This is a genomic window from Nitrosomonas ureae (assembly GCF_001455205.1).
Taxonomy (GTDB): domain Bacteria; phylum Pseudomonadota; class Gammaproteobacteria; order Burkholderiales; family Nitrosomonadaceae; genus Nitrosomonas; species Nitrosomonas ureae.
In genome coordinates this window covers 1,926,289-1,941,526 of sequence record NZ_CP013341.1, presented here as the reverse complement: position 1 = coordinate 1,941,526, position 15,238 = coordinate 1,926,289, and the positions used below count along the sequence as shown (strand labels likewise).

The following is a 15,238-nucleotide window of genomic DNA, read 5'->3' as shown; positions in this document are numbered from 1 at the left end:
CCATGCCAGGCTCTCAGAATAAATTTCTTAATGAATCTAGAGTGGCCAAAATATCGGTAACAGGAAAGCCGTAACCAGAGCCACAACTAAAGTCAGCGGGATGCCAAGCTTCAGGTAATCGATAAATCGATACCCACCCGGACCCATTACCAAGGTATTGGCTGGATGTGCCACCGGGCTCGCGAGACTGGTTGCGGCAATGGCAACCACCATCATTACCGCCTGTGCTGATATACCCAGCGTTGTACTGAGTGTCAAAGCGATCGGTGCCATGATAAGAACAAGGGCCACGGTCGGCATGATCAAGGCGCCCAGTGTGGTGATGACATATAGCCCGGAGATAACGACCCACGGCCCGCCTGGACCCAGCAGATCCAGCATGCTTTGAGCCAGCCAGGTGGCTGCTCCGGTATGTTGCATTGCAGTGCCTAATGGCAACATACCGGCAATCAGAAAGATCGATCGCCACTCAATTGCGCGGTGGGCCTGTTCCATGTTAAGGCAACCACTCAATACCATCAACGTTGCACCGGCAATAGCTGCAATCGAAATGGGCAGTAATTCCATAATAACCGCAACAACCACTAACAGCATCAATGCGGCGGCAAGCGGCGCCTTGCGCGTGTTAATCGGTTTGACTTGTACCGGATTAAGTATCAATAGATCCTCAATCTCGTTAAGCCCGGCCAAACGTGCTTTGGGTCCGACAAAGAGTAACCCGTCACCCGATTGCAAAGTCATGGTGCGCAGACTGGACCGATGCGGTTTTCCTGTACGCCAGATTGCGGCTAATTCCACCTGATAATGCTCATCGAATCGTAGATCTTCAACGCGGCGACCGACAAACTTGCTATGTGGATGTAGCGTTGCCTCGACAAGATCGAGCCCACCTTGCTCGAATACATCCAGATAAGGAGGCACATCATCCAACCGCTCCAGTTGCTGCAAACCACGCAGCATATCCAGATCGCTTTCGCGTCCCTGGATCAGCAATAGATCCCCTGCTTGAATAATCTCTTCAGAAACCGGTGATTCGAGTACTTCACCACCACGAAAAATACCGAGCAAACGGAAATCAAATGCATCTCCTAGCTGATTCTCGGCTAATGTGGAGTTGGATAATGGCGTATCGTTCGGTACGCGCAACACGAACAGGCGTGCATCAAGCTGATAGTTTTTCCGCATTTCATCAGGCGTAACCGGCGCTTCAGCAGAAAACTCCGACACATCATGTAACACCGCCAGCGCCTGCGGGGTACCCTGTACCAGCAAACGATCATCCTTAGCAATTATCATTTCAGCCAAGCGTGTACGGCGCACTAGCCCTGCGCGTCGAATTGCCAGTATATTGACTCCAAAATGCTCTCTAAATTCTCTATGATACAGATACTTACCAATCATGGAAGCATGCTCGGCCACCGTCAACTCGGCAAGCTTGTTGTCAATCAATAATCTCTCGTGCAAGATTGGCGCCTCGCGCTCAATTTTGAGCGTACTCCAACTGCGTAATCGCTCGAAGTGATCAAAACGACCCTGGGTAAGCAGAATGTCGCCCGCTTGCAACACGGTGTTTGCCCGGGGTAACACTTCGGTTCGCCCTGCGCGGGTGAGTGCGATAATTACTAGACCTGCAGCCCAGGTCATCCCGGATTCGGCAATCGTCTTGCCATTCAGTAAAGCATCAGCGGGCACCTGGAGCGCAAAAATACGTTCCTGCAACCCATACTCAGCATGCAAGTTCCGTTGCTTTTCCAGAAAGCGCGTGGTATCGGTTATCGGCAGCAGGTGGCGTCCCATCAGCGCGACAAAAGCGGTACCGATCAACAGGATGGGTACCCCGATAAAAGCAAAATCGAAGAAATTAAATTCCGTTTCCCCAGCCTCATGCAGTGCGATGCTCACTAACAGGTTCGGGGGAGTGCCAATAAGCGTGATGAGTCCGCCGAGGAGTGTAGCGTAGGCCAACGGCATCAGCACTCGAGAGGAGACAATTGCGGAACGTCGAGCAACTTCGATCACCACCGGCAGCATTAATGCCGCTACCGCTATATTGTTCATGAAAGCCGACAATATGCCTGCTGTGATCATGAAGATCGTGATTATGCGTATTTCGCTACGTCCACTGACTCGCATCACCATGTTACCAATTCGATCGGCGATACCAGCGCGAGTAAGTCCCTCGCTCATGATGTACATTGCCCATATCGTGATCACTGCCGGATTGCTAAAACCGCTAATTGCCTCAGCGGGTGAGACCAACCCAAAGATCGCCAAGCTTGACAGCACCATCAACGCCACCACATCCATGCGTACCCATTCAGTGACAAACAGGATAAAACAGGAAAAAAGAATTCCAAGCACCAACATGATTTCAAAGGTCATCTTCGCTCAGTCTCCGGTTTCGTTTATTGCCATCAATCAGAGTGGCCAAAAGATCAACAGCAAAGGAATACTGACAATAATAACTAGTATTTCGAGCGGCAACCCAAGCTGCCAGTAATCGCCGAAACGAAAACCGCCCGGACCCAGGATAAGAGTATTATTCTGGTGCCCAATCGGGGTCAAGAATGCGCAGGAAGCACCAATCGCCACCGCCATCAGAAAGGAATCGGCGTTCACGCCTAGCGCAGTCGCGGTACCAATCGCAATCGGGCACATCACGGCTGCAGTTGCGGCATTATTCATTAGATCGGACAAAAACATTGTAACAACCAGAATAAGTAAAAGCCCCATAATGGCATGGCCCTGCACAATATTATCAATCAAGAAACGCGCCACCAGATCTGCCATTCCGGTAGATTCCAGTACCCCGGCTACGGGAATGAGTGACCCGAGCAACACAATTACCGGCCAATCGATGGCTTCATAGACCGCTCGCGGCGGGACGATATGCAAAACCATCGAAGCCAGTACCCCGAGGGCGAACGAAATAGCTGCCGGCAACAAACCAAAAGCCGCACCACTGACTGCGGCAGCCATGATGCCACCGGCAATCAGTGCCTTGCGTTTATCGGGGATGTGTAGTTCACGATTAGCCAATGGCACACACCCGAAGTCAGCTGCAAATTCAGCCAGTACTTCTGCCGTACCTTGAAGCAACAGCAGGTCACCAGGCTGAATCTTGAGCGTTCTCAACCGGGTCTTAGCGCGTGAGCCTTCGCGAGATACCGCGAGCAGATTGAGTCCATAGCGGGTACGTAACCGTAAATCCGCAGCTGATCGGCCTGAGATCGTTGATTCCGGACGAACAACAAACTCCATCAAAATGACTTCATCGCTCTGCGAAGATTCTTCTTCTGCTTCATTGGGTTTCTCAGCGCCAGGGTCTTCGCTAATCGCCTTGATATCACTGTTTCGCTGAGAGTTCTTGGTCTCACTGCGATTCTTCTTACTATCGTTGTATTGAGTAAAAGCTGTATCCGCCTCTTCCAGACTTAGGCCGAGGCTGGACAGAATATCCGCCAGTGTTTCAACTTCAGCTTCAATAATCAGAATATCATCAGCTGCTATTTTGAATCTGATTCGTGGCACAGTTAAATGTTTTTCATTTCGCACCAAACCCACCACTTGCGCGCCATGTTCATCGAGTACAGTTTCAAGTTTGCGCAAGGTCATCCCGGCAGCTTTACTATCCGCCGCTACGCGCACCTCGGTGATGTAAGCACCGGTCTCAAATCCTTCTATGTCAGTTTGCTTGCGCATCGGTACCAGTCGCCAGCCGACAATCGCGATAAAAATTACTCCGCTTAAGGCTACAGCTAAACCGACAGGCGTAAAATCGAACATACCAAAGCTGCCTGCGCCGCTTTGAGCACGAAAGCCGGATACAATCAGGTTCGGCGGTGTTCCGATCATAGTCATCATCCCGCCCAAAATGGTGCCAAAAGCCAAGGGCATCAATATTCGTCCGGGTGGCAGATCAAGACGCTCAGCCAGCTGAATCGCCACCGGCATCAAAAGAGCCATTGCACCCACATTGTTCATGAAGCCGGAAAGCGCTGCGCCCAGCCCAACTAAAGCTACCAGATTTAGCGTCGGACCAGCATTCTTCGGTAAAGTATGACGAACTAATACATTGACTGCTCCGGATGTTTGTAATCCCCTGCTCAATATTAAAATACAGGCCACACTTATCACTGCGGGATGACCGAAACCAGTAAAGGCATCCGCTGTTGCAATCAATCCGGTAAGCACACAAGCCAGTAACGAGCCCACTGCAACCATGTCATGACGCCAACGCCCCCACAAGAACATAGTCATTGTGACCAGCAGAATGATAAGGATTACTGTTTGATTGTAAGTCATATTATCTTTCTCAGTAAAACTGGCCTAGACTAAGATCCAGTTGTCAATTCTAGATAACTATCTAATACTTAGTAATAAATTATCAATATCGAAGCTCCTGCATCATCGACAGAGGATGTTCAATGCATCACTGAGACCCAGCAATAAATTCTGAGCCAAGCTGGAGAAGATTCTGCTTCAAGAAATCACTTATAACAAGCGTAATTTGTGACTGATATGTGCTTCTGGCGAGAAAAGTAGTGTTATCCGCCAACTCGTTGATAAAGGGCATCAATTACAACTTAACCGGCAAGGAAAAACCAACAGCCACTTGAGCGTTAAGGAAATTGATAAATAGTGTGTTTTAGACGCTGCTAGCGAAAATCTGCTGTTACGGAGGCAATTCGGTACCCTAAGCTGGATAAGTATTAAGTTTCTTACAATACAAACCAGATGACCGAGGAATTATCAGCCTCAACGTACCACCTTCGAAACCTGCAAACTCATAACTAAGAAACTAACGTTATCCTTAAATCCTCTATTCTGGACCTGATACCGATTTTTCTATGTGGTGGTAGGAATCCTTCATGAATGCTGTCATCCCTAAATGCACGCTGACTTGTCCGGTTTGCGATCACATCAAGACGGAAATCATTCACGGAAAGAATTGCTTTAATACCTCAATGCTCAAACTGGCGAATGGATTGTACCGCTCCGAATCCCAGACACGGAACAGGTAGCGGCCTTTGCGCCTCAGCACCCGATGCACCTCCCGAAACGCCGTTGCTTGATCGAAAAACGTTCGGTACCATACTTGCATGGGGCCGGTGCCAAGTGCGCCAGTGCGCGACGCAGACTCTCGTCACTGATGATCTTGTTCATGCCGAGTATCCGGGGAGCAACTTCATCGCCGCGCAGCCCGGCAACATATGCATAGCGTCGCTGTCCATCCAAGATCGATAATAGCCAGGTGCCAAGCACATCAACTACCTTGGGTGCGTTGGGACTAGTGTAATCCATTGGACATCCATCCACCCAGCGGGCGAATAACCCAGAAACTTCCAAAAACTCAGCAAAAAACGGTAATTGCCCCAGTGCTGTGGCGCTTCCGCCTTCATCCCAGCGGACATGAAACCGGCCACCAGAGGTGGCTACGCTTTGTTCAGCCGCCGTTTGTTCCCTCTCCTGCAAAGTAGTATTGATCGCCTCGACCAGTGTCTTTTTCTCAAATTTAATTTCACCCATTGGGTGAGCCTCCTATTCTGTCGAAAACCCTTACCAGAAATACATTTGTGGCAATTTTACTGGAATTAACTGTGGAATTCAGAGTTTTAAACAAGACGAGGCGAGAACAAAAAATGTTGACGCAGCATATAATTGATATGTAAGGAAATATTTTTTGTGAACAACAATGTATTGTGACGAAATATGGATTTTTAGAGGTGCCCTTTAGAAAGTTATGTGAAAATCAATGACTTCACTTACGATACTTTGCATCGTGCATAACCATTTCAATTGCTGATTTTTGCACATCGTGTTCCATCAGCAAAAATTGGACAAAATAGCCTGATTGCGTAAGAGATAGTTTTGATTCATTGTTCTCCAACTAAGTAACGATGATGACAAAGAATGATCATATCAAACGCAATGTTGAGAAAACAGCAGGGGATTTTCGTCGCGCAGCCCGCCGTTATTATTCAGTCGAAGGAAAGATTCGCATCCGAATTGGAGGATCATCGAGGCGAAGACAAAATTGCTGAGCTATGTCGCCGGGAAAGCATCAATACAAATATTCATTACCGCTGGCCGAAGGAATTTCTGGAAGCTATGAAAATGTGGTGACTACGTGCCAAGATTGTAACTACTTGACGCTTAAGGCACAAGGAGCTATCTTTCTACCAATGGATGAAAAAATTTCGATCAGTATTCTTTGGTGAACTGGATCCAGAAAAGGATTCGTACGAAGCTTTCCCGGTAGGAGAAATGGATATGCCGCACGTGGTCAGGCTGATTAACGATGTCTCAGAGGTCACCGATGTTGCAGGTCGTGGGATAACCTAGCATCTACCGTGGGACGCTATCACCTTGAAGAAGATGTGTTTCACAAATACCAATCCTCAAGTAACAGCCTTGAGAGCATCAGAGCGGATATGCACCCAAAAAGCAAATGCTCCGCTACGAATATTTCAGGAAAATCAAAAGGCCACTGGCAATTTTTCAATGAGGAAAAAATCATGTCCCATTACGACGAGAACAAACACGACACAGCTGGAACTCCTGACCTTCTAAGCAGGGCAGGCCCTACCGCCAGTTCCACCACGGAAGTTGCAACAGCCGCTCCCATCAGCGATCGTCAGCTAAGCAATGCCGCCATCCAAACACAATGTCAGAGCGAGCACGACCGAGAAATTCCGGAAGTGGACCTGATGTCCCCACTTACCCTTCGCGACGTTACTTTCCGCAACCGGATCGCAATGTCGCCCATGTGCATGTATTCCGCCCACGATGGTTTTGCCAACGACTACCATCTCGTCCATCTGGGCAGCCGGGCAATCGGGGGCGTAGGGCTTGTGGTTGTTGAAGCCACTGCAGTTACGGCTGAAGGACGCATTTCACCGGGAGACATGGGAATCTGGAAAGATGAACATATCGAGCCGCTAGCTCGCATTGCGCGATTTGTGGAGATGCAAGGTGCGATTCCGGGCATCCAGCTCGCACATGCCGGGCGCAAAGCCAGTTGTGATGCCCCGTGGAATGGCGGCAGCAGCCTGAAAACGCCGGCGGAAGGAGGCTGGCCAGTGATTGGTCCCAGTTCTTCGCCGTTTTACGCTGACGACCCGGTTCCAACACCCATGTCGGAAACAGATATTGAGTATTGTGTTGATGCATGGGGAGCAGCCGCTCGACGTGCGCTGGATGCGGGCTTCAAAGTAATAGAACTTCACGCAGCACACGGCTACCTGATGCACGAGTTTCTATCGCCTTTAAGCAACCATCGCACTGATAATTATGGCGGCAACCTGGCAAATCGCATGCGACTTTTGCTAAGGGTTGCCAAGCGCCTCCGCGATGTTATCCCATCCAAACTGCCTTTCTTCGTGCGAATCTCTGCAACCGACTGGGTCGATGGGGGCTGGAATATAGAACAATCGATTATTCTGTGCAAAGAACTGAAGTTACTTGGGGTGGATCTGATCGATGTCTCATCCGGTGGTTCGACACCGGATGCAAGAATTCCGGTTGCCAGAGGCTACCAGGTTCCATTTGCCCGACAAATCCGTGATGAAGCACAAATCCACACAGGCGGGGTAGGACTGATTACCGATCCGCAATACGCAGATGAAATCATTACCAGCGGCCAGGCAGATCTCGTTTTTATCGGTCGAGAGTTACTGCGGGAGCCGTACTGGGCGCTCAAGGCGCAGCACACGTTAGGGATAGAACCCGAATGGCCTATCCAATATGGTTATGCTGTTAAGCGGCGGACAAAATAGATATTGTAGTGGTTTAATTTGCACACACACCTTGATGAGTGGATTATTCACTTTGCCGGAGGTTTTCAAGAAGCTATATGACTAAGCATACCGTTCCATAGAATGTTTGCGGATCTTTTCGGCATCACCGTATAAGCTCTTACTAGGATCTGTTGATATTTCACATGGGTAACCACAGATATCCACATACCATGCCAGCATTTCTTTTAGTTGCGTAGTGTTGGCTTCATGAAGCCGACGCAGCCAGACAAGAATGGCGTATTCCGCCTGCTTTGCACCGGCGTCCATCGCCGGTATGCGAGTTTCACACCGTCTTCACCTTGGAAATATCGTTTCTCATCCATCTACAAGCGCCCGCTCCTCTCCAGACGCCGGTTGACCATCCGGTGATAAAGTGACGAAAGCAATGGCCGAATCACTGGCAGGCCGATGAACCAAGCCAGCGGCTTTAATAAGAATACCCGGGACATCAACAATATATAAGCATCCAGTTCGGAAACTATTTTTTGATGTTCATCACGAACATGCAACTGAGTCAAGGCCAAGTGTGGATCGATACCGATGTCACGCAAATGTTTGTCTTGCCCGGTGATATCGAACCAGCATACGTCTTCCCCACTTTCCCCAGCTAACTTTTCATAGTTCTTCCGATCCTTGATACAACTGGGACATGCGCCATCATAATAGACGGTGATTTTTTCTTTACCTTCACGCATTATCAATCCCCTTGATTAAGCACCAAAACAGTAGGAACACGGGGTCAGACTTGCATTTTACATGCCTTCTTATTGCTGTGAGCCGGGCTGTAAAGCAAGCAGAAAAAAGAATTCGAATGCCAAATTCAAAACCTGCACGGGCACTTCATGTTGATTAATGTGCCTTACATAATGCGTTGTGCCGGGCAAAAAACACCCGGCACAACGATATCAGACTTGACTGAAGAATCAATTACCCCATGATCTTCTCAAACCATCTGACATCAGATCATGATAGTAGATTCACTCTACCCTACTACTGAAGCGAGTCAGAGTCATCAGACTTATCTTCCAGTAGTTGCCCCCGAATCACACCTGCCGGGAAAGTCGTGCTATGCACATTCGCGTAGATTTTTCCAGCACGCATTGCGAAAGCCAGAGAAGCGATGTTATTAAGCGGTACACCACAGGCTTCAATTGCCTCAGGCGTTGCAGGCGATAAGATATCGCTGTTATCCAGAGTAACCTCAACTGATCCCTCGCCCACATCCACTGGCGGATCTACCGGACCGAAGAGAAAGGCCACGATTGGTCCGTTCACACCTGCAGATGCACAGTGGAAATGTGCCTGTGTGATCCCGCTACCACTACGCACAGTGAGACGAAACTGTGCTTTGGTCAACGCCGCATCAAATTCAACTTCAATTGTGCCGGTAGCATCGGTAGCCACTCCGCCTGCGGGAGTGGTAACCTCTTGCGCGCCGCTTAAGTCCGCCTCGAATTTCAACTCATTTGCGGCATATACGGCACTTAACCCAAAAAACAACGCCACCAACAAAAACAGCTTAATATACAAGTTCTTCATGTTATATTCTCCTAATAAAGTTGCCACCTTTCATTAGTGATATTTTCTAATTTAAAAACTCAAGATGGTGTTGAAGTTCAAAATAAGAATCCTTGTGCTACGAAGAACAACACCAAACATCGTTGGGTGCATTCATAGTATGGTGAATTCAATCGCTAACCGCAACAGTTAATATTAGAGAATTACAAACTTGACTGGCTAACAAATTATCCGAGAAACGATATTCTTTCCACCCTGTACTCATGAGCACTGACATTCCTTGTAAGACACTGCCACAGAAGCCTGAGTGCTGCTTCCGGAATTTCCTTAACCCTTTTTCATTTCATAGTTACTCTCTTCATTTCCGAGTATTTATGCAATATTCCGCCCCAACCAGAGATTTCCCATATATCCTCCGATTTCCATCATCCAGGCAATTCCCAGATGCACTGCCAATCCTCCCACGATGGATTGGGTTCTATAGGCAATAACGCCCAATATCCATCCACCCAGGAAGGAGGAAATACACTCCAGCAGCGGTTTACCGAAGTGAATACTGCAATAGAACGTAGCCATCGGTAAAATTGCCGCTGCTCCGGCGTAGCGTACAAAAGCGAATAGCAGAAAACCGCGGAAGAATAATTCAATGGTCACAAAATCGATCCCGTAGCTGATCTCGTACAACAGTTGATACACCGGCAAGTTGTCCGTATGCGGCACAATAAAAGCAATTTGCTTTAATCGTGGGTAAGCATTCAGGAAATCCGGTTGCATACTGGCAAAAATGACCAGCGGTATCATCAGCATCAACATTATGCAGTAAGGTTTCCATCGAATATCTTTGACTGTTGCACCCCAGAAACTGGGTTGTGTGGGAAGTATTTGGTATAAAACTGCCAATGGGATCAGCACGACCAGAAATTTGAATGGCAATGTAGTCACCACCGTCAAATAATCACCCCAGACGCCTTGCAACATATTTTCCAGCGGATTGGCAATGCTCACTTTGAGCGCAAATAAAGCTGGCGCAAACAGCAACAACAACCAAAATGCAGGCGCAGGGGTGATCACATGTTTCCTGAATTGGATGGCAAATAAATAGGGAACGACAAAAGCGCAGCAGTAGACGGTAAAAAGCGCAATAAATTGATAATACCGAGAACTCATACCAACGATCATGACACGCTCAATATCCCACTGATAATTCAGAACCATCAAGAGACTAATCCATACACTGCAAAAAAATAACAACCACTTATCTACAGTCTTTACATATTCTTGCAAATACCAAAAAATAATCTTCATTGAAAAAGGTAATAAAAAAATAAGCGCATGATCAAATTTGCTATTTAGCCATCAAAAACCCGTTTTATTCTCACAAAGCAACCATCGGCTTTGCGATATGCTCCACTGCTTGAAAAAAGATTTTCATCTGCACGCACCGTTTAAGTTTCTTTCAGATCTTAGCAATAGCATCAAATAACATAAAGTTATGCGCCGCAATCGATTATTCTGGAGGAGTTTATGCAAAGCATCTGCCTTGGCCGCCAACCCATTCTAGATCGTAATCACAATCTGGTGGCATTTGAGTTACTGTTCAGACAGGAAGAAGCTGAAGAAACCGCTCATGTCACCAATGACCTGTCGGCATCCGCGAACGTTATTGTGAATGCTTACGGCAAGTTTGGAATCTACAACGTGTTAGGTCATCAGCGTGGTTTTATCAACGCAGATCCTGATCTCATCCTGAGTGACATCATTAGTTTACTGCCCAGCAAGCACATCGTGTTGGAAGTCAAGGAACCCGCATCCATTACACTAGAGTTCTTACAGCGCTGTAAAGAACTAAAACAAAAAGGATACCAGTTTGCACTCGACAATATCGTAGCTATCAACAGTCAGGTTGAATTGCTGTTACCCTTGGTCAGTGTCGTCAAAATAGATGTTCTGGCGCTGACCAGAACTCAACTCACCCAGCTGGTCAATCAGCTCAATCATTGGCCGGTATTACTTCTGGCACTAAAAGTTGAAAACCAGGAACAGGAAGCACATTGCAGGCAATTAGGTTTCCAAATGTTTCAAGGATATTATTTCGCAAAACCCGAAGTAATGTCTGTCAAACGGGCTGACCCTGGCAAGATACCCTTATTAAAGCTATTAGCCTTGGTGATGCAGAATAACGAGCAGGATAGTGATATTGACGAAATTGAGAAAGAATTTAAACATCAGCCTGGTTTGAGTTACAACCTGTTACGTATGGTAAATTCCGGTAGCGACGGTTTACCATTAAAAATTAATTCCATTAAACAAGCTGTTCAGTTAATGGGACGCAAACAGTTACAGAAATGGATACAACTTTTGCTGTATACCTCCAACCAGTCGGCGGATAGTCTGTCTGATGAAATCACACAAACCGCTGTAACCCGCGGGAAATTGATGGAATTAATTGCAAAAGCCGAACGCCCTCATGATAAGAATCATCATGAACGCGCCTATATGGTAGGTATTTTATCTCTTCTGGATCAATTATTGGGCATCGAAATGCGGCAAATCGTCAACAAATTAGGAATTTCTGATGACATGAATCAGGCCTTACTGAGCCGCCACGGACGCTTGGGCCAAGCATTGAAATTAATAGAAGCGAAAGAAAAAGGCGAAACAGAATTGATTCATTCCCTATTATCCGAACTGGATTTCCTGAGTCTGAATGAATTATCCGACATCGAATCACAAGTAAGTGGGTGGTCCGAGCGCACCCCTTCAACTATGAATTAGATTGTATTCTAGTGCGGCATACTGATTTCTGATCGGCGACAATCAACCGGACAGATTAACTTCTTATAAGCGCACGGTAAATTCTTTCCATTACGTCGTTATTATATTCTTGGACTACAATCTGTGAATTGAACAAGGCCTTGAGTTCGATTATCGTAACAGCAAGCAACAAAAACACGCCCAGAATAACCGCAGGCGTAAACAGCAAAATGACTCCCAGAAAAAAAATACTCAAATTGACTAAACCCCGGAACCATTTGCCTAGATAAAAATGATGCAATCCGGCAATGAATAAAAAATTGAGCGTCGCATAAGTATCCGGATCTTTCAGATCTGTCTCGACTTGCTGGAAAAATTGCAGTCGTTTGTCATCCGGCAATTCGCGCACCAGCTTGCGCAGACGCTCTTCCTCTTCCTGTACCGCCTCTTTCGATCTCATACACTAGCGTGCCAGCGTAATAATCACCGCTTCACGCTTCCAGAACAGCAAAAACCGCTTCTGCTCGACAAACTGAAACACCAGCGTCCAGCCATCGGCGGCCTCTTTATTCAGTGTTGTTTCCAATCGTTTGATCGGAATGCCGGATGCACCCAGGAAAATGGTTCCCACTCCCCCTTCTGTCACGTGCAGCACTTTGTATTCCTTGTAAGCCATCATTCAATCTCCTTTGATTTAAGTAAAATGTTTTTCAAAACCAACCTTCAAGCCGCCACCCACGCGTGACGAACAAAGGAACGAATGCAGGCGGAATAAACAACCGGTCTTCTGCATTAGGAATGCGGAAGTAATGCTGCGCTTGCAGGATGACATCATCATCACGACTCAAATCAATCACTGCGCGGCTAGGCAATTCGCGCCGTCCCAGATAGCGCACTTCAAATGCCTCGAGACGCAATGGATCGGCTGGATTGAACACACCCATCTCGTTCGCGCGTGCCTGACGCACAAAATTACGGGCACGACTTAAATCCGCGCTCGCCTCCGCGGTCTGTCTTGCCGTACCCGGCGCAAAAACAGATTCCAACAATGATTCTTTGCGGAATGGCGCAATATTCGGCCAGATAAAATACGGTAACGCCATACCTCTCTCCAACTGCCGTTCGTTGTAAGAAAACGGTCGTGGGCCAGGAATATGAGCCTCGGGTTGGTTGCGATTGATAAACGCCAGGAAACGTCCATAAGAATCAAATACCTCGAAGGAAAAAGACAGGAAATATCCAAACGTACCAGGATCTTGCCCCAATGCATCCATATCGGCTTGCACGTGCGCAATCAATGCCTGCTCGGCGTTGTTCCCGTGGAAACGATGATTGATGCCTGTACCTGGACCGATGCTGGCACGCAAGTGAGCGATAAGATCAGCATCAAGATTATAAGGGCCAAAGTGGGGCAAGAATGGATCCGTCAAATAAGTTTCCCATTCCTCAGAATCAAGACGGCGATGTGCTTGCGAATCCGGTAGTTGAAAATTTTTTTCCGGCGTATCCACGCCCAGAAAACGCAACGACCCGCTTCCGGCGCAATGAAAACCAATGGTATCGCCATCCGCAATGGACGCATCGAGGGATTGCGGATTGCCATCGGCGCCGCGGCGAATAGAACCCACCGCACGAATATTGCTGTTTACGTCAAAGAAAATATCAGCCATGATCACCTCCCTGCAAATAAGCGGAATTGGATAACGGAAACCATTTCCCCTCAACGGGTTTGCATTCCATCATAGCACGGCAATAGAGTATCTGAATCGCTTCCATATCAAACCGATTCTATTTTGAGCGTTGTAAGAACCCGCCTGCGATACGAAATTAAAACGATCAGAAAAACACACACCGCTGCCATGACGACGGGGAATAATAGCGTTGTAACCGAAAGATTTTCCAGTGCCAGTATCACCAGTGTGTTACGCACCGTGAATAGGGCAAAAAACAGCAATGATTCCGAATAAGGAAAATGATAAACTTTTCTGACGGTAGGACCGAATCCAATGACATCAATCGCTGTCAGCAACACGACCGCCCACAACGGATCTGACGTAAAATACCACAATGGCAACGCAGACAGCGCTGAGATAAAAAATAACCAATCCGTTCGGGTAATGCTTACGTCTGCACGTTTCAAATAAGCCAGATAAGCAATGAATATTGTAATACCCGCTGAAACACCAATCGGCCATGTGCCTGCGCCACCCTTGTCCTCAAGCTGCGCCAAAAAAATCAGCAACGTCGTTGCACCCCAAATAATCCAGGAAAACACATGCGGCTTGACCGTATCATTCAGAATCGCACGGATATAGGGAATAAAAGCTATCAATGTAAGCGCAATGGCGATGATGCTAAAAACAGGTTTGTAATACATGATTGTTTAATACTTTTTGCCGAACATCAAAGGCTCATGGGTATACTGCAAAATGATCTGATTAGAAAAACAAAATGCCCTATCAATCATCGCTTCTCTCCAAAGTCTTTATCAACAACTCGGCTACAGCAGCACCAGAAGCCGGATTCTGTCCGCTAATCAGTCTTTCATCCTGCACCGCAAACACCGCCCAGGGTTCAGTCGCCTTCTGATAAACCGCGCCACGATTGATCAATTCCGTTTCGGTGAGAAAGGGCACATATTGATCCAGTTCGGCAAGCTTTTCCTCTTCGTTTGAAAAACCGGTGACTTTCTTCCCTTTCACGAGCAAGCTGCCATCAGAAAGTTTGATATTCAACAAACCTGCGGCGCCATGGCAAACCGATGACACATAACCCCCATTCTCGTAAATTTTGCGACTGATGGATTGCAACGCCTCATTGTCCGGAAAATCCCAGATAACGCCATGACCGCCGGAAAAATAAATTGCAATATAATCATCCGGATTGATGTCGATTGGCTTCAGTGTTGCACCGAGGCGGTTCATGAACGCTTTATCGTGATACCAATTCCAATCGGTATCATCCGCCATCGCAAGGCTATGCGGATCAATCGGCGTATAACCCCCTGCCGGGCTGACATAATCAACTTCATAGCCCGCTTCTTCTACTTTTTTGACGAAATGAACTGCCTCAGCAAGCCACAAACCCGTAGCCCGTTTCAAATTAGGATATTTCTCAACGCTGGTAAGAACAACAAGAATCTTTTTACGCATCATTATTTTTTCCTG

Annotated in this window: 16 protein-coding genes; 4 read left to right on the top strand and 12 right to left on the bottom strand. The window is 47.3% G+C overall.

Annotation, left to right across the window (positions count from 1 at the left end; all coding sequences use genetic code 11):
- Positions 1-36: 36 nt before the first annotated feature.
- The 3 genes from ATY38_RS08875 to ATY38_RS08865 all read right to left on the bottom strand — a co-directional run bounded on the left by ATY38_RS08875 (position 37) and on the right by ATY38_RS08865 (position 5,529).
- Positions 37-2,382 carry an SLC13 family permease gene (locus ATY38_RS08875; protein WP_062558989.1) on the bottom strand — a complete coding sequence of 782 codons (2,346 nt, stop codon included), beginning with the start codon at positions 2,380-2,382 and terminating at the stop codon, positions 37-39.
- A gap of 36 nt (positions 2,383-2,418) precedes the next feature.
- Positions 2,419-4,305, bottom strand: coding sequence for an SLC13 family permease (locus ATY38_RS08870; protein WP_062558988.1), 1,887 nt, complete (start codon positions 4,303-4,305; stop codon positions 2,419-2,421).
- Between the two features lie 732 nt (positions 4,306-5,037).
- A complete protein-coding gene (locus ATY38_RS08865; RefSeq protein ID WP_062558987.1) occupies positions 5,038-5,529 on the bottom strand; it encodes a hypothetical protein in 492 nt (163 codons plus the stop codon).
- Between the two features lie 384 nt (positions 5,530-5,913).
- On the opposite strand from ATY38_RS08865, the gene ATY38_RS08860 reads away from it, so the two are divergent.
- From ATY38_RS08860 to ATY38_RS08855, 3 genes are all read left to right on the top strand, one after another.
- Positions 5,914-6,126, top strand: coding sequence for a hypothetical protein (locus ATY38_RS08860; protein ID WP_062558986.1), 213 nt, complete (start codon positions 5,914-5,916; stop codon positions 6,124-6,126).
- Between the two features lie 63 nt (positions 6,127-6,189).
- Entirely contained in the window at positions 6,190-6,345 is a 156-nt protein-coding gene (locus tag ATY38_RS16080) for a hypothetical protein (protein WP_158441766.1), read from the top strand.
- A gap of 173 nt (positions 6,346-6,518) precedes the next feature.
- Positions 6,519-7,778 (top strand): NADH:flavin oxidoreductase/NADH oxidase, encoded by a 1,260-nt coding sequence (locus ATY38_RS08855; protein ID WP_082633069.1) that lies wholly within the window; start codon positions 6,519-6,521, stop codon positions 7,776-7,778.
- 81 nt (positions 7,779-7,859) lie between these two features.
- Here the strand turns inward: ATY38_RS08855 and ATY38_RS08850 are convergent, their stop codons facing one another.
- The 4 genes from ATY38_RS08850 to ATY38_RS08835 form a co-directional block, all read right to left on the bottom strand.
- A complete protein-coding gene (locus ATY38_RS08850; RefSeq protein WP_062558985.1) occupies positions 7,860-8,066 on the bottom strand; it encodes a hypothetical protein in 207 nt (68 codons plus the stop codon).
- A gap of 56 nt (positions 8,067-8,122) precedes the next feature.
- Positions 8,123-8,494 (bottom strand): thiol-disulfide oxidoreductase DCC family protein, encoded by a 372-nt coding sequence (locus tag ATY38_RS08845; protein WP_062558984.1) that lies wholly within the window; start codon positions 8,492-8,494, stop codon positions 8,123-8,125.
- A 295-nt stretch (positions 8,495-8,789) separates the two neighbouring features.
- Positions 8,790-9,338 (bottom strand): CHRD domain-containing protein, encoded by a 549-nt coding sequence (locus ATY38_RS08840; RefSeq protein ID WP_062558983.1) that lies wholly within the window; start codon positions 9,336-9,338, stop codon positions 8,790-8,792.
- A gap of 351 nt (positions 9,339-9,689) precedes the next feature.
- Positions 9,690-10,532 (bottom strand): CPBP family intramembrane glutamic endopeptidase, encoded by an 843-nt coding sequence (locus ATY38_RS08835; protein ID WP_235590440.1) that lies wholly within the window; start codon positions 10,530-10,532, stop codon positions 9,690-9,692.
- Positions 10,533-10,841: 309 nt separating this feature from the next.
- Between ATY38_RS08835 and ATY38_RS08830 the strand changes: the two genes are divergently transcribed.
- The gene (locus tag ATY38_RS08830; protein WP_062558981.1) at positions 10,842-12,092 is read left to right on the top strand and encodes an EAL and HDOD domain-containing protein; all 1,251 of its coding nucleotides are present in this window, start codon (positions 10,842-10,844) and stop codon (positions 12,090-12,092) included.
- Between the two features lie 55 nt (positions 12,093-12,147).
- Here the strand turns inward: ATY38_RS08830 and ATY38_RS08825 are convergent, their stop codons facing one another.
- The 5 genes from ATY38_RS08825 to ATY38_RS08805 all read right to left on the bottom strand — a co-directional run bounded on the left by ATY38_RS08825 (position 12,148) and on the right by ATY38_RS08805 (position 15,226).
- The gene (locus tag ATY38_RS08825; protein WP_062558980.1) at positions 12,148-12,531 is read right to left on the bottom strand and encodes a TM2 domain-containing protein; all 384 of its coding nucleotides are present in this window, start codon (positions 12,529-12,531) and stop codon (positions 12,148-12,150) included.
- Positions 12,532-12,534: 3 nt separating this feature from the next.
- Positions 12,535-12,750, bottom strand: coding sequence for a DUF4177 domain-containing protein (locus ATY38_RS08820; protein ID WP_176492769.1), 216 nt, complete (start codon positions 12,748-12,750; stop codon positions 12,535-12,537).
- A 31-nt stretch (positions 12,751-12,781) separates the two neighbouring features.
- On the bottom strand, positions 12,782-13,741 hold the full coding sequence (locus ATY38_RS08815; RefSeq protein WP_062558979.1) for a hypothetical protein: 960 nt from the start codon (positions 13,739-13,741) through the stop codon (positions 12,782-12,784).
- Positions 13,742-13,848: 107 nt separating this feature from the next.
- Positions 13,849-14,448: a hypothetical protein gene (locus ATY38_RS08810; RefSeq protein WP_062558978.1), complete on the bottom strand. Its 600-nt coding sequence runs from the start codon at positions 14,446-14,448 to the stop codon at positions 13,849-13,851.
- 82 nt (positions 14,449-14,530) lie between these two features.
- Positions 14,531-15,226 carry a type 1 glutamine amidotransferase domain-containing protein gene (locus ATY38_RS08805; protein ID WP_176767920.1) on the bottom strand — a complete coding sequence of 232 codons (696 nt, stop codon included), beginning with the start codon at positions 15,224-15,226 and terminating at the stop codon, positions 14,531-14,533.
- Between the last annotated feature and the right edge of the window lie 12 nt (positions 15,227-15,238).